General features: G+C 65.3%; 16 protein-coding genes. 9 read left to right on the top strand and 7 right to left on the bottom strand.

The features are described from left to right. Positions 1-15: 15 nt before the first annotated feature. The 3 genes from V6F88_RS27545 to argA form a co-directional block, all read right to left on the bottom strand. Positions 16-1,965 carry a phosphocholine-specific phospholipase C gene (locus V6F88_RS27545; protein ID WP_332613483.1) on the bottom strand — a complete coding sequence of 650 codons (1,950 nt, stop codon included), beginning with the start codon at positions 1,963-1,965 and terminating at the stop codon, positions 16-18. A 135-nt stretch (positions 1,966-2,100) separates the two neighbouring features. After that, entirely contained in the window at positions 2,101-2,373 is a 273-nt protein-coding gene (locus tag V6F88_RS27550) for an oxidative damage protection protein (RefSeq protein ID WP_006218476.1), read from the bottom strand. A gap of 143 nt (positions 2,374-2,516) precedes the next feature. Next, entirely contained in the window at positions 2,517-3,875 is a 1,359-nt protein-coding gene (gene argA / locus V6F88_RS27555; RefSeq protein WP_046805463.1) for an amino-acid N-acetyltransferase, read from the bottom strand. Between the two features lie 217 nt (positions 3,876-4,092). On the opposite strand from argA, the gene hrpA reads away from it, so the two are divergent. Beyond that, on the top strand, positions 4,093-8,163 hold the full coding sequence (gene hrpA / locus V6F88_RS27560) for an ATP-dependent RNA helicase HrpA (RefSeq protein WP_332613484.1): 4,071 nt from the start codon (positions 4,093-4,095) through the stop codon (positions 8,161-8,163). A 54-nt stretch (positions 8,164-8,217) separates the two neighbouring features. On the opposite strand, the gene lpxO is transcribed toward hrpA, so the two are convergent. After that, complete coding sequence (lpxO, locus tag V6F88_RS27565; RefSeq protein WP_332613485.1) at positions 8,218-9,117, bottom strand: lipid A hydroxylase LpxO; 900 nt, start codon at positions 9,115-9,117, stop codon at positions 8,218-8,220. Positions 9,118-9,278: 161 nt separating this feature from the next. Here lpxO and dnaE point away from each other — a divergent pair, with 161 nt between their 5' ends. The 7 genes from dnaE to V6F88_RS27600 are packed head-to-tail and all read left to right on the top strand — an operon-like array spanning position 9,279 to position 18,449. Further along, a complete protein-coding gene (dnaE, locus tag V6F88_RS27570; RefSeq protein WP_332613486.1) occupies positions 9,279-12,770 on the top strand; it encodes a DNA polymerase III subunit alpha in 3,492 nt (1,163 codons plus the stop codon). Then, positions 12,770-13,870: a glycosyltransferase family 4 protein gene (locus tag V6F88_RS27575; protein ID WP_332613487.1), complete on the top strand. Its 1,101-nt coding sequence runs from the start codon at positions 12,770-12,772 to the stop codon at positions 13,868-13,870. The genes dnaE and V6F88_RS27575 overlap by 1 nt, the downstream gene beginning before the upstream one ends. Next, positions 13,867-14,715 carry a polysaccharide deacetylase family protein gene (locus tag V6F88_RS27580; RefSeq protein WP_332613488.1) on the top strand — a complete coding sequence of 283 codons (849 nt, stop codon included), beginning with the start codon at positions 13,867-13,869 and terminating at the stop codon, positions 14,713-14,715. The genes V6F88_RS27575 and V6F88_RS27580 overlap by 4 nt, the downstream gene beginning before the upstream one ends. Next, positions 14,712-15,464, top strand: a complete 753-nt coding sequence (locus V6F88_RS27585; protein WP_332613489.1) for a glycosyltransferase family 2 protein — start codon at positions 14,712-14,714, stop codon at positions 15,462-15,464. The genes V6F88_RS27580 and V6F88_RS27585 overlap by 4 nt, the downstream gene beginning before the upstream one ends. After that, the gene (locus V6F88_RS27590) at positions 15,461-16,585 is read left to right on the top strand and encodes a glycosyltransferase family 4 protein (protein ID WP_332613490.1); all 1,125 of its coding nucleotides are present in this window, start codon (positions 15,461-15,463) and stop codon (positions 16,583-16,585) included. Before V6F88_RS27585 ends, V6F88_RS27590 begins: the two co-directional genes overlap by 4 nt. A gap of 9 nt (positions 16,586-16,594) precedes the next feature. Next, entirely contained in the window at positions 16,595-17,320 is a 726-nt protein-coding gene (locus V6F88_RS27595) for a polysaccharide deacetylase family protein (RefSeq protein ID WP_332613491.1), read from the top strand. Beyond that, positions 17,295-18,449: a glycosyltransferase family 4 protein gene (locus tag V6F88_RS27600; protein WP_332613492.1), complete on the top strand. Its 1,155-nt coding sequence runs from the start codon at positions 17,295-17,297 to the stop codon at positions 18,447-18,449. Before V6F88_RS27595 ends, V6F88_RS27600 begins: the two co-directional genes overlap by 26 nt. A 101-nt stretch (positions 18,450-18,550) precedes the next feature. Here V6F88_RS27600 and V6F88_RS27605 read toward each other — a convergent pair whose 3' ends face one another. From V6F88_RS27605 to V6F88_RS27615, 3 genes are read right to left on the bottom strand one after another with little or no spacing between them, the layout of a single operon-like run. Beyond that, positions 18,551-18,832 carry a YkgJ family cysteine cluster protein gene (locus V6F88_RS27605; protein WP_332613493.1) on the bottom strand — a complete coding sequence of 94 codons (282 nt, stop codon included), beginning with the start codon at positions 18,830-18,832 and terminating at the stop codon, positions 18,551-18,553. Next, positions 18,829-19,593, bottom strand: a complete 765-nt coding sequence (locus V6F88_RS27610; protein WP_332613494.1) for a YdcF family protein — start codon at positions 19,591-19,593, stop codon at positions 18,829-18,831. Before V6F88_RS27610 ends, V6F88_RS27605 begins: the two co-directional genes overlap by 4 nt. A gap of 16 nt (positions 19,594-19,609) precedes the next feature. Further along, a complete protein-coding gene (locus V6F88_RS27615) occupies positions 19,610-20,581 on the bottom strand; it encodes a glycosyltransferase family 9 protein (RefSeq protein WP_332613495.1) in 972 nt (323 codons plus the stop codon). Between the two features lie 107 nt (positions 20,582-20,688). Here V6F88_RS27615 and msbA point away from each other — a divergent pair, with 107 nt between their 5' ends. Beyond that, positions 20,689-22,464, top strand: coding sequence for a lipid A export permease/ATP-binding protein MsbA (gene msbA, locus V6F88_RS27620; RefSeq protein WP_332613496.1), 1,776 nt, complete (start codon positions 20,689-20,691; stop codon positions 22,462-22,464). Positions 22,465-22,611: the final 147 nt, after the last annotated feature.

Here is a 22,611-nt window from a genome sequence, read left to right on the forward strand (position 1 = left end):
GCGCATCGCATCGCACTACAGCGGCAGCACCGCCCCTTGGCACAACCGCGGGTCGGGCACGCCGGGCTTGCCGGCGTCGATGCGCCCCGCAAGCCTGCGCCCGAAAGCCGGCATGGCGGGCGCGCTGATATGCAGGTCGTACCAGCCTTCACAGCCCACGTACTTCAATTCCAACGCGCCGCCCGCCTGCACATGCGCCATCGTGCGCCAGCCGTCGCCCATGTTCGATTCCAGCTTGACCGGTTGCGGCGTATCGCTGTGGTTGACCAGCCGGATGCGCAGGCCCGAAGTCACCGGCACCAACTGCGCCTCCAGCATGCCGCCGTCGCGCGCATCGCCCTTGAATTGGCGATGAAACCCGTCCGGGCCCAGCAGCCACAGATCGTAGACGCCGCCCGCGCCCAGGCGCCAGCCATCGTCCAGCCGGGCGCCGGGGCCGATGGTGTAGCGCCGGGGGGCGCGCGCCAGCTCGTGGCGGTCGTAAACGTGCAGCACGGCGGCCGCGCTGCCGGGGTTGCGCAGGGTCAGCCGATAGTGCTCGGAGTCGGCCGTCATGCGGCCCACGGCTTCCAGCGCGTACGGCAGCGCACACGCGTGGCGGTTGCTGTCGGGATGATGCGGGCCCCGGTCGCCGCTGAAATCGAACGCGGATGTCAGGTCACCCGCCACGGCCCGCCGCCATGCGCTGATATTCGGTTCGGCCACGCCAAAGCGCGCTTCAAGAAAGCGGATCACCGAGGTGTGATCGAACACCTGCGAATTGACCCAGCCGCCACGGCTCCAGGGCGAGACCACCAGCATCGGCACGCGCGGCCCCAGCCCGAAAGCGCGGCCGTGCAGCGCGGCGGGATCTTCCGGCGCGGCGCTGGGTCCGCATCGGGCGTCGTGGTATTCGCCGTCCAGTTCCACCGTGGACAGGCCGCCCGAAACGCCGTCGCTGTGGCGCGCGGGGGGCGCCGGCGGCGGCGCGTGGTCAAAGAAGCAATCGTTTTCGTCATAGGTGACGAGGAATACGCAGCGGCTCCAGGTGTCGGGGTTGCTGGTCAGGATGTCCAGCACGCGCTCGGTGTAGGCGCCGCCCTGTTGGGGCGATGACACTTCAGGATGCTCGGAATCCACGGTCGGCGCGATGATCCACGACACGGCCGGCAACTGGCCCGTTGCCACATCGCGCGCCAGATCGTCCAGCGTGTGGGTGGACAAGGCGCGGTCGCGCAGCGGCGCCGATTCCGCGCCGCTGGCGTAGGCCGCGCGATACTGCCGGAAGCCTGCCAGCGGGTTGTCGTGAAAGTTGTCCGCCATGTCCTGGTAGATGCGCCAGTCCACGCCGGCGTCTTGCAGGCGTTCGGGGTAGGTGGTCCAGCGATAGCCGGCGGCGGCGGGGCCAAGCCTGTCGTGGGTGTTCACCAGCGCCGGGCCGCCGGCCGCGCCAGTGGGGTCATTCGTGCCGGTCCACAGAAACAAGCGGTTGGGATTGGTGCCTGCGTGCAGCGAACAGTGGTAGGCGTCGCACACGGTGAATGCATTGGCCAGGGCAGTCTGGAATGGCACGTCCTGGCCGGTGTAGGCGCCCAGCCCCAGGCGGCCCTTGGCCGATAACCAGTGGTCCATGCGGCCGTCGTTCCAGGCGTCTTGCGCATCAAGCCAGGTGTGCGGCGTGATATAGCCCACGGGTGTGTCGCTGGCATGTTCCGCGCGCAGCGCATAAGGGCGGCAAGTGGCGGCGCCGTCGGTTTGCGTCAGCACGTTGCCCGCGAGGGTAGGCACGGGGTGGGGATCGGCAAAGCCTCGCACGCCGGGCAGTGTGCCGAAATAATGATCGAACGACCGGTTTTCCTGCATCAGGATGACAACGTGCCTGACATCGCGCAACGTACCCGTCTGGCGATCGGGTTCGATCTGCATGGCGCGCTGGATGGACGATGGCGGATCGGCGGGGAGAGGCAAGCGCGATTCTTCTTTCATGACAGCATTAATACGGCCGGCAAACTTCGATCTTAAGGGCGGCTTCAGCTTGCGTGTCCGCGATCACGCGTCAGCGGCCAAAATGCAAAGCCCCTCGCGAACGAGGGGCTTCGTGATGGGCCGCCGAGTGCCGGATCAGGCCGACGGCGGAACGTAGCCGTGGGCTTCGACGGTGCCGTCTTCGAACAGGAAGCGCTCCATCTGTTCCTTCAAGTACTTGCGGGCGCGGGCGTCAGCCAGGTTCAGGCGGTTTTCATTGACCAGGCGCGTCTGGATCGCCTTCCATTCTTCCCAGGCTTCCTTGGAAATGCTCTGCCAGATCTTCGTGCCGAGTTCACCGGGGTAGGGGGGAAAGTCCAGCCCTTCGGCTTCACGCTTCAATTTCACACAGTTGACGATACGGGACATGGTTCGCTGCCGAATAAGGAATAACGCCGTATTTTAGCGGGCTTGGCGCGGCGAGGGCGCCAAGCCCCTTCGGACGCTGGGGACGGTACGGCGGGAACGGCCCGCAGGCGGCGCGTCACAGCTGCTGCGTTACCGCTTCTGCATTACAGCTTCTTGATGAAAACGAGGCTGTTGCGCGACCGGTTGTAGTTGTTCTGCTTTTCACGCGGCAGGTCGGCAATGCCGCCCTGCACGAAACCGCGCTTCATGAACCAGTGCGAGGTGCGGGTGGTCAGCACGAACAGGCGCTTGGCGCCGGAAGCGCGCGCGCGCGATTCCATGTGGCGCAGCAGGATTTCGCCTTCGCCCGAGCCCTGCCATTCCGGGTGCACGATCAGGCAGGCCATTTCAGCCATCTGCTCGTCGGCAAAGGTGTGCAGCGCCGCGCAGCCGTAGATCACGCCGTCGTGCTCCAGCACGGTGAAGTTCTCCACGTCGCGCTCGATCACGCTGCGCGGGCGCGGCACCAGCGTGCCGTCCGCTTCCAGCGGTTCGATCAGGCTCAGGATGGCGCCCACGTCGTCGATCGTGGCGGCGCGCAGATCGTCCAGCGTGTCTTCGACCACCATGGTGCCCACGCCGTCGTGGGTGAAGATTTCCAGCAGCACGCTGCCGTCCAGCGCAAAGGGCAGCAGGTGGGCGCGGGCCACGCCGCGCTTGACCGCCAGCGAGGCGTATTGCAGGAACGCGTGCGTTTCCTCGTCGAGTTCGCCGCCTGCCAGCAACGCGTCGGCATCCACGCGCGCCAGTTCGGTGTCCAGCGTGCCGTCATCGTTCAGCACGCCCTGCGAGGTCGACAGGAAGATCAGTTTTTCAGCGCGCAGGGCCACGGCGACGCTGGTGGCCAGGTCTTCCATGGCCAGGTTGAACGCGTCGCCCGTCGGCGAGAAGCCCAGGGGCGACAGCAGCACCACGGACGAGCCTTTTTCGATGGCGAATTTCAACGCCTCGACGTCGATCTTGCGGACCTGGCCGGTGTGCTTGTAGTCCACCCCTTCGAGCACGCCGGTGGGGCGGGCGGTGACGAAGTTGCCGGAAATGACGCGGATGTGCGCGTGCGACATCGGCGTGTTGGGCAAGCCCTGGCTGAACGCCGCTTCGATATCCAGGCGGATTTCGCCCGCGGCTTCCTTGGCGCATTCCAGCGCGGCCGCGTCGGTGGGGGCCAGGCCACGGTCGAATTGCTGGGTGTAGCCCTTCAGGCGCAACTGTTCATTGACCTGGGGGCGGGACCCGTGCACCAGCACGAGCCGGATGCCCAGCGACGACAGCAGCGACAAGTCCTGCACCAACGCATTGAGCGCGCCGGCCTGAACCAGTTCGCCGCCAAACGCCACCACGAACGTCTTGCCTCGGAATGCATGCACATAGGGCGCCACGTCTCGAAACCATCGGACGAATTGGGCGGGTGCGAATTCCGGGGCTTCAAGGGCGGAGACGGTGTCTGGTTCCAGGTCGGGCATGATGGGCGGAGGGATTCCTGAGAGTCGGTAAAAACGCGGCGCCTTGCCGCGTCATAGCGCCGTCGCATGACGGCGTGGCGAAATTATATGGCCCACGGGATGGGGCGCAGGCGGAAAATCAAGGCTAATTTAGTGCCGGATTTCCGTGCCTTGCCCAGGGGGCGCCGGCAGGGGCGCCAGAGAAATTTATAATGCCGGGCTAACCGGACTATCGTACATGCCTGATTCATCTCGCCCGCGGGCGCCCAAAGCGGCTTCCCCGGGGGCCCCCGACGCGTCTGCCGCCCCGGCCGAGGCCGCCCGCGCGGCCCGCCGGCCCGCAAGGCCGGCGCCCGCCGAACGTCCTGAACGCCCGGAGCGCCCGGAGCGCCCGGAGCGCCCGGAGCGTCCCGAGCGGCCTGCCCGCGCGGAGCGTCCCGCACGCCCGGAGCGCCCGCCGCGCGCGGATCGCCCCGAGCGGCCGATTCCTGCCGTGACCTACCCAGAAGACCTGCCCGTCAGTGCCCGGCGGCAAGAGATCGCGCGTGCGATCGCGGGCCATCAGGTCGTGATCGTCAGCGGGGAAACCGGCTCGGGCAAGACCACGCAGCTGCCAAAGATCTGCCTGGAACTGGGGCGTGGCCGTCAGAAGATGATCGGCCATACCCAGCCGCGCCGCCTGGCCGCCACCTCGGTCGCCAAGCGCATCGCCGAAGAGCTGAACACGCCGATGGGCGAAGTGGTCGGCTACCAGGTGCGCTTTAACGACCGCACCGGCCCCAACGCGTCCATCAAGCTGATGACCGACGGCATCCTGCTGGCCGAGTCGCAGCGCGATCCGCTATTGCGCCGCTACGACACCATCATCATCGACGAGGCGCACGAACGCAGCCTGAACATCGATTTCCTGCTGGGCTATCTGAAGCAGCTGCTGCCGCGCCGCCCGGATCTGAAACTGATCATCACGTCGGCCACCATCGACGCCGACCGCTTCGCCAAGCACTTTGCGGCTTCGGAAGACAAGCCCGCCCCGGTCATCGAGGTGTCGGGCCGCTTGTACCCGGTGGAAGTGCGCTACCGCCCGGTGCGGGAAGAGCCGGCCGAAGACGCCGCCGTGCCCGCCGCCAAGCCCGGCCGCGACCGCGAGCGCATGTCGGGCGACGAAGAGCGCGACTTGATCGACGCCATAGTCGACGCCGTGGACGAGTGCGCGCGCCATGGCCCCGGCGACGTGCTGGTGTTCTTGCCCGGCGAACGCGAAATCCGCGAATCCGCCGAAGCGCTGCGCAAGCGCCATCCGGCCGGCACCGAAGTGCTGCCGCTGTACGCGCGGCTGTCGCAGGCCGAGCAGGAACAGATCTTCCACCCGCGCACGAATGCGCGGCGCATCGTGCTGGCTACCAACGTAGCCGAAACGTCGCTGACGGTGCCCGGCATCCGGTTCGTGGTCGATAGCGGGCTGGCGCGCATCAAGCGATATTCGTGGCGCAACAAGGTTGAACAGCTGCGCATCGAGCCCATCAGCCGCGCATCGGCCAACCAGCGCGCCGGCCGCTGCGGCCGCGTGGGGCCGGGCCTGTGCATCCGGCTCTACGACGAGCTGGACTTCAATAACCGGGCGCCGTTCACCGACCCGGAAGTGCTGCGCTCGTCGCTGGCGTCCGTCATCCTGCGGATGAAGTCGCTGAAGCTCGACGATATCGAACAGTTTCCGTTCGTCGAGGCGCCGCCGGGCCGCGCGGTGGCCGACGGCTACCATCTGCTGCAAGAGCTGGGCGCGATTGAGCTGGCCTCCGCTTCCGATGACGATGCCGAAGCCACGCGCACCGGCGCGTCGTTCGTGCTGACTGAAACCGGCCATGAGCTGGCCAAGCTGCCGGTGGACCCGCGTATCGGCCGCATGATCCTGGCCGCGCGCGAACATCAATGCCTGGCCGAAATGCTGATCATCGCGTCGGCCCTGTCGGTGCAGGACGCGCGCGACCGCCCCATGCAAGAGCGCGAAGCCGCCGAGGCCGCGCACGCCAAGTTTGCCGACGACAAATCGGAATTCATATCTTTCCTGAAACTGTGGCGCTGGTATGGCGAACAGGTGCAGCACAAGGCGTCGCAGCGCAAGCTGGTGGGCCTGTTGCGGCAGAACTTCCTGTCGCCGATTCGGCTGCGCGAATGGCACGACGTGCACACGCAACTGGCCGCGCTGGTGGGCGAGCAGGGCTGGCGCGTGAACCAGACGGAAGCCACCTACGAACAGCTGCACCTGGCGCTGCTGTCGGGCCTGTTGGGCAATATCGGTTTCAAAAGCGATGAAGGCGGCCATTACCAGGGCGCGCGCGAAATCCGCTTCCACATTCATCCGGGTTCGCGCCTGGTCAAGAAGGCCGGCCGCTGGATCATGGCGGCTGAATTGGTCGAGACCACGCGCCTGTATGCCCGTTGTGTGGCACGGATCGACCCCGTGTGGCTGGAAAAGGTGGGCGCGCATCTGATCCGCAAGAATTGGTCGGACCCGCGTTGGGAAAAGAAGGCCGGGCAGGTGGTGGCCAACGAGCGCGCCACGCTCTATGGCCTGACGATCTACACGGGCAGGCGCATCCAGTATGGCCGCGTCAACCCGACGCAGGCGCGCGAACTCTTCATCCGCCAGGCCCTGGTGCCGGGCGAGATCGACACGCGCCTGGCGTTCGTGGCGCATAACCGCAAGCTGATCGCCGGTATCGAAAAGCTGGAACATCAGACGCGTCGCCCCGACATTCTGGTGGACGACGAACTGATCTTTGCTTTCTACGACCGCCAGTTGCCGGCGGATATCTCGCAGACGGCCTCGCTGGAAAAGTGGGTGTCCAGCCTGGACAAGGCCGCCGCGGCCAAGCTGATGCTGACGCGCGACGAGCTCATGCGCCACGAAGCCGCGGGCGTCACCACCGATGTCTTCCCTAAAAAGGTGGAATGGCAGGGCGTGACGATGGCGCTGGACTATCACTTCGAGCCCGGTTCCCCGCGCGACGGCGTGACCCTGTCGGTGCCCTTGTTCGCGCTGAACCAGATCGACCCGGCGCGCTGCGAATGGCTGGTGCCCGGCATGCTGAAGGAAAAGGTGCATTTGCTGTTGAAGTCGTTGCCGCAGAAGCTGCGTCGCCATTGCGTGCCGCTGCCTGATTACGCGGCCGGCTTTTACGACCGCTGGTTTGAACGCCAGGCCGACCCGCAGCAAGGACTGGTCGAGGCCATCATTGCCGACATGTGGGACCAGGTGCAGGTGCGCCCGGCCGTGGGCGACTTCAAGCTGGAGACCTTGCCCGCGCACTTGTTCATGAACTTCCGCGTGGTGGACGAGCACGGCCGCATGCTGGCGGCCGGGCGCAACCTGGCGCAGCTGCGCGCTGAATTCGGCAAGCAGGCGCAGGCCACGTTCCAGCAACTGGCCGCCAGCGATACGCAGGTGGCCCAGGCGCTGGCACACGAAAACCTGACGACATGGTCGTTCGGCCCCTTGCCGGAAATCATGGAGATCAAGCGGCGTGGGCAGTCGGTGATCGGTTATCCGGCGTTGGTGGATCGCGGCACGCATTGCGACCTGGACGTGTTTGACGACCCGGACGAGGCGCGCAAGCATCATCGCGCCGGCCTGCTGCGGCTATTCCGGCTGGGCCTGCGCGAGCAGGTCAAGTTCCTGGAAAAGAACCTGGCCGACCTGACCAAGATCAGCATGCTGTACATGACGCTGGGCACGCAGGAAGAATTGCGCGACCAGATCATCGACTGCGCGCTGGGCCAGGCCTGCCTGGCCGAACCCTGGCCGGTGAACGAACAGCAGTTCGATGCCCGCCGCGCGGAAGGCAAGGGCAGGCTGGGGCTGTTGGCCCAAGAGGTTGCGCGTCTGGCCGGCGCGGTGCTGACCGAGTACGCCGCCGTGCAGCGCAAGCTGCCGCAGGCCAAGCCGCACGCGTCCGCCTATGCCGACCTGCAACAGCAATTAAGCGCGCTGATGCCCAAGTGGTTCATCCGCGACACGCCTGACGCCCAGTTGTCGCACTTCCCGCGTTACCTGAAGGCCGCCGTGGCGCGTATCGACAAGCTGCGTGCCGACCCGGCGCGCGACGCCAAACTGGTGGCGGAAATGGCGCCGTTGCTGACGCAATATCAGCGCGCGCGGTCGGCGCTGAAGGGCGCGCCGGACCCGCGCCTGGACGAGTTCCGGTGGTTGCTTGAAGAATTGCGGGTGGCGTTGTTTGCGCAGGAACTGCGCACGCCGATGCCGGTGTCGGTAAAGCGGCTGATGAAAAGCTGGGAATCGCTCAAGCGCTGAGGGCGCTTGAGGGGGGGGCGGGTGGCGCGGGCCACCCGCCGATGGCGTCCGGTTTTACAGGGCGATAAAGCCCACGATCACCAGCGCGATCAGGCCGTACTTGGTGGCCTTGTAGACGGTGCGGTTCCAGTTCTTGAACGCCTTGCGCTTTTGGTCGATGACCCAGTGCGCGTGCGTCAGCCGGTTGATGGCCCCGGTTTGGTCGCCGCCGTCGTTGGGCGAGCTGGCCGCCGACATCACCACACGCCCGAACCAGCGGTTGAACGCCTCCGCCCAGCGCCATTTCAGCGGACGCTCGACGTCGCAGAACAGAATGATGCGGTTCTGTTCCGAGTGGTTGTAGGCTTCGTGCACGTAGGTTTCGTCGAACACGACGCTTTCGCCGTCGCGCCAGCTGTAGGATTCGCCGTCCACGATGATGTGGCAGCGGTCATCGTTCGGGGTGACCAGGCCCAGGTGATAACGCAGCGAGCCGGCGAACGGATCGCGATGCGGGTTCAGCTGACCGCCCGGGGGCAGCTCGGCAAACATGGCGGCCTTGACCTTGGGCAGCGTTTTCAGGATGGCAACGGTTTTGGGGCAGAGCTCTTCGGCGGACGGGTGGCGGGCGTCATACCACTTCAGGTAGAACCGCTTCCAGCCGTATTTGAAGAATGAATTGAAGCCGATGTCGTTATGGGCGTCGGCGGCCCGGATGTGCTGCATCTGCGCCATTTGCACGGCTTCGTCGCGTATCGTCTCCCAGTTGTCGTCCAGCACCTTCAGTTCGGCGATTTCGCTGGTCGTCAGGTAGGGGGTGGGAGGCACGCGCGAGGCCAGCACCATGAAGGCATTGATGGGAGCGAGCAGCACCGAGTGGTCCAGAAGTTGCCGGCCCAGCGGCAGTTTGACTCGGCCTCGGAAGTGGGCGAACAGGATGGCGGCGAGCCAGATCCCGGGGATTAACCATTTCATACTTGAACGTCGTCCTGCGGCAGATAGGTCAGATCGACCTCGTATTGTTACACAAGCTTCCTGAGGTTCGCCTGACGGGCCCCTTCAGTTTCCATGCGGCGCCACGCTCAAAATTCCGGACGCAACGGCTTGGACCGTGATCCCTGGGTACAATTCCCGCTATGTCCGAAGCCGTAACAAACCCGACCCCTTTTGTGCACCTGCGCGTCCACTCCGAGTTCTCGGTGGTGGACGGTATTGTGCGCATCCCCGACCTGATCAAGCGCGTGGCCAAGCTGGGCCAGCCCGCCGTGGCGCTGACCGATCTGTCCAACCTTTTTGGCCTGATCAAGTTCTATAAAGGCGCGCGCGGCGCGGGGGTCAAACCCATCGCCGGCTGTGACGTCTGGTTAAGCAACGACGACGACCCGGGCAAGCCTTTCCGGTTGTTGTTGCTGGTGCGCAACCATCAGGGCTACCTGAATCTTTGCGAGCTGCTGTCCAAGGCGTTCCTGACGAACCAGGGCAAGGGGCGTGCCGAAATCCGCCGCGAATGGCTGCAAGGCCAGCAGGGCCTGATTGCGCTGTCGGGCGGCCGTATGGGCGACGTGGGCCAGGCGCTGGACGCCGGCAACGCCGTGTCGGCGCTGGCGCTGGCGCGGCAATGGGCGCACCTGTTTCCGGGCAGTTACTACATTGAATTGCAACGCGCCGGCATGGACGGCGACGAAGCCTACACGCAGGCCGCCATGCGCCTGGCGGGCGAAGCCGGGCTGCCCGTGGTGGCCACCCACCCGGTGCAATTCCTGGACGAATACGAATTCCAGGCGCACGAGGCTCGCGTCTGCATCGCTGAAGGCGAAATCCTGGCTAACCCGCGCCGCGTGCGCCGGTTTACCAAAGAGCAGTATTTACTTAGCTCGGAAGAAATGGCGCGGCGGTTTGCCGACGTGCCCTCGGCGCTGGCCAACACGGTTGAAATCGCCAAGCGCTGCAACCTGAGCCTGGTGCTGGGCAAGCCGCGCCTGCCCAACTTCCCCACGCCCGACGGCGTGACGCTGGATGACTACCTGGTCCAGCTGTCCGAAGAGGGCCTGGAAAAGCGCATGGCGTTCCTGTTTCCCGACGAAGCGGAACGCGAAGCCAAGCGCGAGCAGTACTACGAGCGCCTGCGCTGGGAATGCAAGACCATCATCCAGATGGGCTTTCCAGGCTACTTCCTGATCGTTCAAGACTTCATCAACTGGGGCAAGAACAACGGCGTGCCCGTCGGACCCGGCCGGGGCTCGGGCGCGGGTTCGCTGGTGGCCTACGCGCTGGGCATCACTGACCTGGACCCCATCCGCTATGACTTGCTGTTCGAGCGCTTCCTGAATCCCGAGCGGGTCTCCATGCCCGACTTCGATATCGACTTCTGCCAGGACAACCGCGAACGCGTCATTGACTACGTCAAGGAAAAATACGGCCGCGCCGCCGTCAGCCAGATTGCCACGTTCGGTACGCTGGGCGCCAAGGCCGTGGTGCGCGACGCCGGCCGCGTGCTGGACATGCCCTACATGTTCTGCGACGGCCTGTCCAAGCTGATTCCGTTCAACCCGATGGACCCGTGGTCCCTGGAACGCACCCTGAAGGACGAACCGGCCTTCAAGGACCGCTACGAACAGGAAGAGGAAGTGCGCGCGCTGGTCGATCTGGCCAAGCCGCTGGAAGGCCTGACCCGCAACATCGGCATGCACGCGGGCGGCGTGTTGATCGCGCCGGGCAAGCTGACGGATTTCTGCCCGCTGTATTGCCAGCCGGGGCAGGAAAACAGCGCGGTGTCGCAGTTCGACAAAGACGACGTCGAAGCCGCCGGCCTGGTCAAGTTCGACTTTCTGGGCCTGCGCAACCTGACCATCCTGGACTGGGCCGTGCGCTACGTGCGCCAGTTCAACGAGGACAAGCGCGACTTTGACGTCATGGCGCTTAAGCTTGACGACCCGGCCGCCTACAAGATCCTGTGCGACGCCAACACCACCGCCGTGTTCCAGCTGGAATCGCGCGGCATGAAAGAGCTGCTGAAGAAGCTGCGGCCGAACACGTTCGAAGACATCATCGCCATGCTGGCCCTGTATCGTCCGGGGCCGCTGGAATCCGGCATGGTGGACGACTTCGTCAACCGCAAGCACGGCCGGGCCGCGGTGGACTACTTCCACAACGATCTGGAAGGCACGCTGAAAAGCACTTACGGGGTCATCGTCTACCAAGAACAGGTGATGCTGATCTCGCAGATCATCGGGGGCTATTCGCTGGGCGGCGCCGACCTGCTGCGCCGCGCCATGGGCAAGAAAAAGCCCGAGGAAATGGCCAAGCACCGCGAGCTGTTCGAACAGGGCGCCAAGGAAAAGGGCCACGACCCGGATCTGGCCGTCAAGCTGTTCGACCTGATGGAAAAGTTCGCGGGATACGGCTTCAACAAGTCGCACTCGGCGGCGTACGCACTGATCTCGTACCAGACCGCCTGGCTCAAGGCTTATCACCCGACGGAATTTTTGGCCGCCACCATGTCGTCCGATATGGACGACACGGACAAGGTCCAGATTTTCTGCCGCGACGCGCAGGACAACGGCGTTGAAGTGCTGCCGCCCGATGTCAATTTTTCGGGCTACCGCTTCGAACCCGTCAAGGATAAGTACACCGAAAAGGGCAAGCCGCCGCGCACCATGCGCTACGGCCTTGGCGCCGTCAAGGGCACGGGGCAGGGCGCCGTCGAAGACATCCTGCGCGCGCGCAAGGAAGGCGGCCCGTTCCTGAACCTGTTCGACTTCTGCCGCCGCGTGGGCAAGCAGGCCGTCAACCGCCGCACCATCGAAGCGCTGATCAAGGCCGGCGCGTTCGACACCATCGAACCGAACCGCGCGGCGATGCTGGCTTCGGTGCCTACCGCGATGGAAGCGGCCGAGCAGGCCGCCCGCAGCGCCAACCAGGCGTCGCTGTTCGGCGACGACAGCAGCGATGTGGTCGCCGGCGAACTGGCCAAGGTCGCGCCGTGGGACCTGCACAAGAAGCTGACGGAAGAAAAATCCGCGCTGGGTTACTACTACAGCGGCCACTTGTTCGACGCCTGGCGCGACGAAGTGCGCCGGATCGTGCCGATGCAGCTGGCGCGCGTGGAACCGCAGCGCGACCTGCAATGGATGTGCGGCGTGCTGGCCAGCGTGCGGGTCATGATGACGCGGCGCGGCAAGATGGTGTTTGCCGTGCTGGATGACGGCACCGCGCAGGTTGAGATCTCGGTGTTCAACGAGCTCTATGAAAAGCACCGCAACCGCTTGCGCGAAGACCAGCTGGTCATCGTGCAAGGCAAGGTCAGCAACGACGACTATTCGGGCGGCATGCGCATCGTTGCCGAACAACTGTACGACCTGCAACTGGCCCGCGAAGCACGCGCCAAATCGCTGCGGGTCAAGCTGAACGGCACGGCGGACGCGGCGCGCCTGCGCCAGATGCTGAACCCGTTCCGCGCCGAACCGGAAAACGGTATTCCGGGCGTGCCCGTCGATATCGTCTATACCAAGAACAATTTTCTATGCACAGTGCGGCTGGGCGAAGAATGGCGCGTCCGCATGGCCGACACGCTGCTTGAAAACCTGAACGCCTGGACCAAACCCGATGGAGTTGAGGTGACCTATTGATGCGAAGCCTGCGTATCGTGCATTCGGAAGCGGCCACCAGTTTTGGTGGCCAGGAAGGGCGGATCTTCAAGGAAATGACGGCCATGCGCGCGCGTGGCCACCATGTTGAAGCCATCGTCCAATCGCGGGCAATGCTGGTCGAACGTCTGACGGATGCCGGTTTTACCGTGCATAAAGTCGATATGGACGGGCCGGTGAATTACTTCAAGGGCGTGGCGGCCGTGCGCCGGATCCTGCGCGAGGGCCGCTACGACGTGCTCAACACGCACAGCCGGCGCGATACCGTCATTGCGGCGCTGGCCGGCCGGCTGGCCGGCACGCCGCTGATCGTGCGCACGCGGCACCTGTCGAACAAGGTGGGCTCGATGTGGTCCTACACGTGGCTGCCGCATCGCGTGACGACCGTCAGCGACCACGTGCGCAAATACCTGATCCAGCGTGGCGTGCCCGCCAACAAGATCGCCACCGTCTACTCGCCCATCGTGCTGCCGGCCCCGGTCGAACGGTCTACCTTGCGCGATGAACTCGGCCTGGCCGATGACGACGTGGTGGTGGGCTGCGTGGCGGTCATGCGCGCCACCAAGGGCCACAAGGACCTGATCGACGCGATGGCGCCGCTGATGCAAAGCCGGCCCAAGCTGCATCTGGTGTTTGTGGGGGGCGGCTCGCCGGTGTTTGAACAAACGCAGGAATACGTCGCCAAGCTGGGCTTGCAACACCGCATCCACCTGATGGGCATGCGGCGCGACGTGCCCAATCTGCTGGCCGGTTTCGACGTGTTCGCGCTGGCCACGCAGCAAGAGGCGTCGGGCACCGTCTATGTCGAAGCGCAGGCCAGCGGCCTGCCGGTGGTGGGCACGGATGTAGGCGGCGTTTCCGAAATGTTCCGCAATGGCGAGACCGGCATCCTGGTCCCGCCCAAGAACCCGCAAGCCCTGGTCGATGCCTTGCAGCGTCTGATCGATGACCCGGCCCTGCGCCGCCAGATGGGCGACGCCGGCCGCAAGATGGTCTGGGAAGAAGCCGTGTTTTCGCCCGTTCGCCTGGCTGAAACCACCGAAGCCGTCTACCTGAAGTGGCTGGCGGAACGCGCTGCATGAACGCGCCTAACGTCCCCGTGCTGATGTACCACCATGTCACCCCCGCGGGCGGCATGATCGCGGCGACCCCCGATGTGTTTGAAGCCCAGGTGTCGCGCCTGGCGCGCGCGGGTTATCAATCGCTGACGGCCACGCAGTTTGCCGCCTACCTGGCGGGGCAGCCGGTGCCTGAACGCTCGGTGCTGATCACCTTTGACGACGGCTATTTGAACAACTGGGTGCACGCGCACCCGGTTCTGGCGCGCCTCGGCATGCGCGCCGTGCTGTTCACCATCACGGGTTGGATCGGTGACGGCCCCGTGCGCGCGCACGCCGGTCAGGGCGGCGTGCTGCCGGCCACGCCCGACCACGACACCTGCAAGCAATGGGTGGCGGCGGGGCGGACCGACGACGCCATGCTGCGCTGGAGCGAAATCGAGGCGATGCAAGCGGCGGGCACCTTCGAATTCCATTCGCACACGCACACGCACACGCGTTGGGACAAGGTCTGCGGCAACGACGTGGACGCCAAGCGCGAGCACATCGCCCGCGAACTGCACGATTCGCGCCAGACGCTGGTGCAGCGCCTGGGCTCGGTCAGCGACCACCTGTGCTGGCCGCAGGGTTACTTTGATGCCGACTACGTGGCCGCCGCGCGCCAGGCCGGTTTTGCACATCTGTACACCACCGACCCTTTCGGGCAGAACACGCCGGGTGCGGACCCCGAACACATCTATCGCTTCGCCGTGCGTAATCAGGGCGGAAGCTGGCTGAACCGGCGCATCTGGTTGTCGCGCGACCCTTTCTGGGGTCCGCGTTACCACGCCTGGAAAGCCTGGAAAAAGCGTCTTAGGAATCGCGGATGAAGCTATCAGTCATCATCATCACCAAGAACGAAGCGGCCAACATCGCCGCCTGCCTGAAGTCCGTATCCTTTGCCGACGAGTTCATCGTGGTGGACTCGGGCAGCACCGACGGCACCGTCGAGCTGGCGCAGGCGCTGGGCGCGCGGGTCGAAGTCACGCCCGACTGGCCCGGCTTCGGCCCGCAGAAAAACCGCGCGCTGGACCTTGCCACCGGCGACTGGGTCTTGTCGATCGACGCCGATGAACGCGTTACCCCCGAACTGGCCCGCGAAATCCAGGACGTGCTGGCCAACCCGCGCGCCGATGCGTACGAGATTGCCCGGCTGTCCAATTTTTGCGGCAAGGACATTCGCCACAGCGGCTGGTGGCCCGACTACGTGCTGCGCCTGTTCAAGCGCGGCACCGCGCGCTTCACCGATGCCGCCGTGCACGAACGGGTGGTGCCGGCCAATGGCCAGCCCTTGAAATTGCAGGGTTATTTCAACCACTATCCCTATGACAACCTGGACGCGCTGATCAACAAGGTCAATCGTTATTCGTCGGACGCTGCCGCCATGATGTACGCCAAGGGGCGTCGCACGTCGGTGTTCGGCGCGCTGGGCCATGGCTTCTGGACGTTTGTGCGCATCTATCTGATCCGGCGCGGATTCCTGGATGGCCGGCACGGCCTGGTGCTGGCGGTGACGGCCGCCGCGGGCAGTTTCTTTCGCTATTCAAAGCTGATGTTTCTGGCCGAGAAGCAAAAGTGAAGATCCTGTACACGAACTTCCATGCCAACAACGGCGGGGGCCACGTCACCTACATCATCAATCTGGCGAAGGCCTTGGCGCGTGACCACGACATCACCGTGGCGGCGCCGCCCACCAGCCGGCTGTATCGCTACGCCCGCGCGATTCCCGGCGTGACGGTGGTGGACATGGTGTACACGACGCGCCCGTCGTCCTGGTTCAAGGACCGCGCAAAGCTGCGTCGCCTGATCAAGACGGGGCGTTTCGACATCATTCACGCCAATGGTTCGGCCGACCACAAGCAGGTCATGCTGGCGACGCTGGGTATGGCGCGGCGCCCGCGCATTGTGTTCACCAAACATAATGACCACCCGCTATCCAGCTTCGGCCACAAGTTGCGGGTGGCGTTGGCCACGGACCACGGCATCGCGGTCAGCGATTACGTGCAGGGGCTGATGCAGCAGTCCCCCTACAGCAAGCGTCCCATCACCACGATCCGCCATGGCGTTGACACCGACTTCTTTGCGCCGCCGCCGCCCGAAAGCCTGGACAAGCTGCGCGCGCTGATCTTCGGGGAAGACTGGCAGGGCAAGCTGCTGCTGGGTAGCGCGGGCGGCACCGACTACGACAAGGGCTGGCTGGACTTGGTGGCCGCCGTGGCCGCCTTGCCGCCCGAGGACAAGGCCCGCGTGCTGCTGATGGTGGCGGGCGACCCGCCCAACGAGGCCAAACTGGCTCGCGTGCGCGAGTTGGGCATGATTGATCAGGTGCGCTTTCCGGGCTTGCTGGACGACGTGCGCGCGTCGCTGGCGTCTTGCCACGCCGGCTTCGTGCTGTCGTATCGCGAGGCCCTGTCTTTCGCCTGCCGCGAGATCATGGCGCTGGGCTTGCCGGCACTGGTGAGCAACGCCGGCGGCCTGCCGGAAAACGTGACCGATGGCGTGGACGGCTGGATCGTGCCGGTGCGCGACGTGCCGGCGATGACGGCCAAACTGCGTTTCATGCTGGACCATCCAGACACGGTGCGCGAGATGGGCGCGCGGGCGCGCGAAACCAGCCTGCGCGACTTCAATCTGCCACGTTTCGCGGCGGCAACAGTGGACGTCTACCGGCGTACGCTGGATGGACGTCGGGCTCTATAATCCGGTCCTATGTCTATTCCCATTCTCATGTACCACCAGATCGGCGAGCCCAATCCCAAGGGCACGCCGTTTCGTGGGCTGACGGTGCACCCCGACAGCTTCGCCCGCCAGATGCGCTGGATGCGTCGGCTGGGCTATCGCGGCTTGTCGATGCGCGATGTGATGCCTTATGTGCGCGGTGAACGGCAGGGCAAGGTCTTCGGCATTACCTTCGACGACGGCTACCGCAACGTGCACGACAACGCGATGCCGATCCTGAGCGAGCTTGGCTTTACCGCCACCAACTATTTTGTTGCGCGCCAATTCGACGGCGGCAACGTCTGGGACTTGCAAAAAGGCATTCCTTTTTCGGCCCTGATGACCGTGAACGAAATGCGCGAATGGGCGCAGGCCGGCAACGAAGTGGGCTCGCATACGCTGGACCACGTGCATCTGCCCGAGCTTGCCCCCGACGAGGCGCGCCGCCAGATCGTTGAATCCAAGGATGAATTGGAACAGGCCCTGGGCGCGCCGGTCACCGCGTTTTGTTACCCCTATGGCGACCACGGCCCCGAACATCGCGCCATGGCGCGCGAGGCGGGTTACGACAACGCCACGCTGACGCAGCGCGGCCTGGCCGCGGCCTCGGATGATCCTTTCGGCTTGCCGCGTGTGACGGTGGCGCGTTCCACCAACATCATCCGTTTCCTGCAGAAGTGCCTGACCCGGTATGAAGACACCCGCCGGCGCCGTTGAGCGGCGGCTTCGCATCGCGCTGCTGGTGGACCGTTTCGGTAACCGCTTCGGTGGCGCCGAGGCATACGGCGTGGAGCTGATGCGGGTGCTGGGCGAGCGTCACGACGTGTCTGTCGTTGCGCGCGATTTTGACAGCGATCTGCCGTTCGATTTCCTGCCCGTGCGGTTTCCCGGCTGGCTGCCCAGCTGGATGCGCGTGCTGTATTTTGCCTGGCGCGCCGACCGGCTGACGCGCGGCCGCTTTGACATCGTGCATTCGCACATGAACGGCTGGGCGGGTGAAATCCAGGTCATGCACGTGACGCCGGTGCGCTATAACCGCGTGGCGCGCGTCAACCCGGTGCAGCGTTTCCGGGCGTGGCTCAGCCCGCGCCTGGCCACCTATCTGCTGCTGGAAAAGCTGCGTGTGCGCCAGTCGCCCGCGCGTCATGTGGTGGCCGTGTCCGGCTTGATCATGGACCAGCTGCATCGCAGCTATGGTCCGCAGCTGAAGGTGGACATCATCGCGCCGGGCGTCAAGCTGCCATCGCCTGATCTGGCCCTTCGCCGTGAGGCGACCCGTGCCCGTTTGGGCTGGGATGCCGACACCATCGGCTGCCTGCTGGTGGCAAGAAACCCGCTACGCAAGGGCCTGCCGGCGCTGCTGGACGCGCTGGCGCAGCTGCCGGCGCAGTACAAGCTGCTGGTGGTGGGCGCCGATGACGCCACCCGCGACCGGGTCCGCGCGGCGGGCGGCATTGCCCACCGCGTAACGCTGATCGACCCTACGCCGGAAGTTGCCCAGTATTTCAGCGCGGCGGATATCTATGCGCACCCCACCTTGAACGACAGCTATGGCATGGCGCCGTTGGAGGCCATGTCGCACGGGTTGCCCGTGGTGGTGAGCTCGCCGGCTTACTGCGGGTTTGCGCAATACCTGTCCGCGGGCAAAGACGCGTTGATCCTGCAAGACCCGCGCGACGGCGCGCAGCTTGCGCAGGCGCTGGAACGGCTGGGTTCAGAGCCGGACCTGCGGGCGGCGCTGACCGAGCGTGGCCTGGCAATTGCGCGCGACCAAAGCTGGGAAACGGTGGCTGCCCGATACGAGGCGCTGTATGAAAAGGTGCTTCAAGCGCGGCAACAGGCTTGATGCCGGGGCCGGGTTCAGCGGCAGGCGATTGATCACTGATCACTGAGCACTGTGCACTGATTACTGACCGCGGGCCGCGGGCCGCGGGCCATTAATAACGGTCAACCGCCGGGCGCGGTGGCGCGTTCCAGATCCGCCAGCCATCGCACGGCGTGCTCGCGGTCAGGGCCGCACATTTCTTGTTGGGGTTGCAGCCCGCCGCAGAAGTCGGGGCGGCTTGGCAGGCCGAAAATCGCACAGCGCATGTCCGGCAGCAACTGAATACAGGGCACGCCGGCCGGCTTGCCGTGGGGCATGCCGGGTATCGGCCGCGTGATTGACGGGGCGATGCAGCACGCGCCGCAGCCCGCCCGGCAATCCAGGGCGGTAGCCGTCAGGCTCATACCCATCCGCGCAGCCAATAGACGAACAGGCCGGCGTATTCCTTGATGATGGAACGGCTGGCATCGAAGGTGCGCTGGTCGGGCAGCCACGGCGACAGCGAGCCGTCGGCCGGCGCCACGATCTGCGGCGGCGCGGGCGCTGCGATGGCTTCCACGCCTTGCTTGGAAAACGCGGCCATGGCGCGCGGCATGTGCAGCGCGGACGTCACCAGCAGCACTTTGGCGATACCGCGCGATTTCAGTGCGTCTTCGGTCAAGGCGGCGTTTTCATAGGTGGTGCGGCTGCTGTTTTCCAGGATCAATGCCGATTCCGGCACGCCCTGCTGGCGGATGGCGTGTGCCATGCCTCGGGCTTCGCTGACGTCGCCTTCCAGCGCGCCGCCCGACAACAGCACCTTGGGCGCGCGTCCGGCCAGATACAGCTGTGCGGCCGTGTCCACGCGCACCACGGCGGTGTCTTTGTCATAGGGCAGGAACCAGTTGGCGCGCCCATTGGCCGTATTGCCGCCCAGCACGACGATGGCGTCGGCGGTGGGGGAGTCGGCGGGAGGCAGGTGCGGATATCGGTTTTCAAGCGCGCCGCCCAGCCACAGCGACGTCGCGGGCAGGGACCAGGCCAGCGCCCACAGCAAGCCCGCGGCGATGATGGCCGCGCCGGTCTTGCGCAGGCGGAACCATCCCAGCGCCAGACCGATGATGACCAGCGTTACGCACAAGTTATAGGGAATGATCAGATTCGTAAGGTAGCTGGAAAAGGTCATGTCAAAACTATCCTGATTACATCGTCCCGCCCAGCAGGGTCATCGCCTGCTGTTCTACTTCTTCGGCGGTCGGCCATGCGTGCTCCGACCCGACGCATACTGCCCGAGGCGACCACGGGCCCGTTCGGCCCGGCCGGGTCACGCCAAACAGCGCAAGTTCCCGGGCGGACGCGGCGGCGGCAACGTGGGATACCCCGGAGTCGTTGCAGACCACCAGCGCCGCGCGTGCCGTCAACGCGGCAAACGCGCCCAGCGGCAAGGCGGGCAGCAATTGCGCCGTTGGAGCATTGCGCCGTGCCTCGTCGGTTTCGGCCGGAGGGGGGCACATTACCACGGTATGGCCCTGCGCCTGTAAGGCGCGCGTCAGTGTATCGAATCCCGGCCAGACCTTGATCTTGCCCTTGTGCAAGCCGGTGGCGGTGGGAGCAATCAGGACAAAACGCTGCGCGCTCAGCCCGGCGGCCTGCATGGCCTGGTCGGCGGTCTGCTGGTGCGACGGGGTCAGCGGCAGGTCCAGCGTGGGGCCGGGCTGGGCCGGGCCGCTGGGCAAGCCCCAGAGCGACAAGGCCTGGCGGGTCAGGTGATGCCAGGACTGCACCGCGTGCAAAGATTCATCGGGCTTGGTCACCGGCCAACGCAGCAGAAAGCTGCGGCCGTCGTCGCGGTAACCGGCGCAAGGCAGGCCGGCCAACCGGAACACCAGGGCGCTGGACAGCGAATCCGGCAACAGCAGGCCCCGCGCGCGGCGGCCCATGGCGCCCAGCGAACGGCGGTGGGCGCTGACGGCGGCCCGGTCCGGGCCAACCTTGCCGCGCATGGGAACAAAGTCCTTCTTCGGCACGCCATCGAGCAGGTCACGGGCCCATGGCCGCGCGCAGATCACCAGGGGCAGGCCACTAGCCTGCAATGCGCGCAAGCTGGGCAGGCTCATGCAGACGTCGCCCACCCAATTGGGCAGGCGCACGTATAAACAGCTGATATCGGACATGGATGGGTGGGAAGGCAAATTAGTCTTATTAGGGATAGGGCGACTCAGCGCGGCGGCGCGTAGCCAGTACAATCCTGGGCACAATTGTATAAAAGCGAGTGTTCCCTTTGAATTCTCCCGCACGCAACACACCCGCGGACGCCACTCCCGTCAAGGCCGAACTCTGGAGCCGGATCTACAGCCGGGTGGGTTCCTACTGGAAGGGCTTGTTGCTGGCCGTCTTGCTGATGGCGGGCGCGGCCGCGACCCAACCCGTTCTGGCCGTCATTATGAAGCCCTTGCTGGACGGCGGCTTTTCGGGCACCAAACCCTATTATGTCTGGGCATTGCCGTTGGCGGTGGTGGGCCTGATCCTGCTGCGCGGCATCTGCAACTTCTTCAGCGACTACCTGCTGGCCTGGGTGGCCAACAACGTGCTGCTGGGCATGCGCCGAGACATGTTCGAGCGCCTGCTGGGCTTGCCCGACGCCGACTTCAAGCGCGGCGACACCGGGCGCCTGCTTAACCGCTTCACTATCGACGCGGGCAACGTCACCGGCTACGCCACCGACGTCATCACGGTGCTGGTGCGCGAAACGTTGGTTGTCATCGCGCTGATCTGCGTCCTGCTGTACATGTCGTGGGTGCTGACGCTGATCATCCTGATCATGTTGCCGGTGTCGGTGCTGATCTCGCGCTTTTTCATCAAGCGCCTGCGCCGCATCAACCGCGATACGGTCAACATGAACGCCGAACTGACCCGGGTGGTCGGTGAAGGCATCGACGGCCAGCGCGTCATCAAGCTGTTCGACGGCTATGAAGTCGAACGCGGCCGCTTCGACTTCGTCAGCCGCCGCCTGCGCCGGTTTGCCATGCGCACCGCCACGGCGGACGCCGCGCTGACGCCCCTGACCCAGGTCTGCATTTCGATTTCAGTGGGCGCGGTCATTGCCGTGGCGCTGAGCCAAGCCAACAGCGGCTCGCTGACGGTGGGCAGTTTTGCGTCGTTCATGGCGGCGCTGGCGCAGATCTTCGACCCCATCAAGCGCCTGACCAACGTGGCCGCCCGCATGCAGAAAATGCTGGTGTCCGCCGAAAGCGTTTTCACGCTGATCGACCAGACGCCCGAAATCGACACCGGCACCAGGGAACTGCCCGAACCGGTGCGCGGCAAGGTGGAATTCCGCCACGTCAAACATCGCTTTCCCGATGCGGACCGCGATACGGTCAACGACATTTCCTTTGTTGTGGAACCTGGCCAGACGGTGGCGCTGGTGGGCCGTTCGGGCAGCGGCAAGACCACGCTGGTCAACATGCTGCCGCGCTTTGTGCTGGCCGACTCGGGGACGATCCTGGTGGACGACACGCCCATCAACGACCTGACGCTGCGCAGCCTGCGTTCGCATCTGTCGCTGGTCAGCCAGGATGTCGTGCTGTTTGACGACACCATCGCGGCCAACGTCGGTTATGGCGCGCTGGGCAAGTCCAGCGAGCAAAAGGTGCGCGACGCCCTGGCGGCCGCCAACCTGCTGGAATTCGTGGAAGGGCTGCCGCAGGGCATCAACACGCAGGTGGGCGAGAACGCCGCCCGGCTGTCGGGGGGCCAGCGCCAACGCCTGGCCATTGCGCGCGCGCTGATCAAGAACGCGCCCATTTTGATCCTGGACGAAGCCACCTCGGCGCTGGATAACGAATCCGAACGCCAGGTGCAGGCCTCGTTGGAACGCCTGATGAAGGGCCGCACCACGCTGGTCATTGCGCACCGGCTGTCCACGGTTCAGAACGCCGACCGCATCATCGTGCTGGACGCCGGCAAAATCGTCGAACAGGGTCCCCACGCCGAGCTGCTGGCCGCCGATGGCCTGTACGCCTCGCTGTACAAGATGCAATTTCGCGACGACTGAACGCTACCCTTATCGGCCCAGCCGCCGCGCAACCAGCGCGGCGGCTTTTTTTGTGCCGGCCCGTGCCGGTTCCAGGCGGGCGGGATTGCCGGCTGACGCGCGCCCGCCCGCCGCCCGGACTGCCGTAGTTGCTAATTGCCAATCCGG

Origin of the sequence: Achromobacter sp. ESBL13 (genome assembly GCF_036668755.1) — a bacterium.
Lineage (GTDB): Bacteria > Pseudomonadota > Gammaproteobacteria > Burkholderiales > Burkholderiaceae_B > Achromobacter.

Excerpts from the sequence above, each read along its gene's own strand:
- V6F88_RS27545 (WP_332613483.1), bottom strand. The coding sequence starts at position 1,965 with ATGAAAGAAGAATCGCGCTTGCCTCTCCCCGCCGATCCGCCATCGTCC.
- V6F88_RS27550 (WP_006218476.1), bottom strand. The coding sequence starts at position 2,373 with ATGTCCCGTATCGTCAACTGTGTGAAATTGAAGCGTGAAGCCGAAGGG.
- argA (WP_046805463.1), bottom strand. The coding sequence starts at position 3,875 with ATGCCCGACCTGGAACCAGACACCGTCTCCGCCCTTGAAGCCCCGGAA.
- hrpA (WP_332613484.1), top strand. The coding sequence starts at position 4,093 with ATGCCTGATTCATCTCGCCCGCGGGCGCCCAAAGCGGCTTCCCCGGGG.
- lpxO (WP_332613485.1), bottom strand. The coding sequence starts at position 9,117 with ATGAAATGGTTAATCCCCGGGATCTGGCTCGCCGCCATCCTGTTCGCC.
- dnaE (WP_332613486.1), top strand. The coding sequence starts at position 9,279 with ATGTCCGAAGCCGTAACAAACCCGACCCCTTTTGTGCACCTGCGCGTC.
- V6F88_RS27575 (WP_332613487.1), top strand. The coding sequence starts at position 12,770 with ATGCGAAGCCTGCGTATCGTGCATTCGGAAGCGGCCACCAGTTTTGGT.
- V6F88_RS27580 (WP_332613488.1), top strand. The coding sequence starts at position 13,867 with ATGAACGCGCCTAACGTCCCCGTGCTGATGTACCACCATGTCACCCCC.
- V6F88_RS27585 (WP_332613489.1), top strand. The coding sequence starts at position 14,712 with ATGAAGCTATCAGTCATCATCATCACCAAGAACGAAGCGGCCAACATC.
- V6F88_RS27595 (WP_332613491.1), top strand. The coding sequence starts at position 16,595 with ATGTCTATTCCCATTCTCATGTACCACCAGATCGGCGAGCCCAATCCC.
- V6F88_RS27600 (WP_332613492.1), top strand. The coding sequence starts at position 17,295 with ATGAAGACACCCGCCGGCGCCGTTGAGCGGCGGCTTCGCATCGCGCTG.
- V6F88_RS27605 (WP_332613493.1), bottom strand. The coding sequence starts at position 18,832 with ATGAGCCTGACGGCTACCGCCCTGGATTGCCGGGCGGGCTGCGGCGCG.
- V6F88_RS27610 (WP_332613494.1), bottom strand. The coding sequence starts at position 19,593 with ATGACCTTTTCCAGCTACCTTACGAATCTGATCATTCCCTATAACTTG.
- V6F88_RS27615 (WP_332613495.1), bottom strand. The coding sequence starts at position 20,581 with ATGTCCGATATCAGCTGTTTATACGTGCGCCTGCCCAATTGGGTGGGC.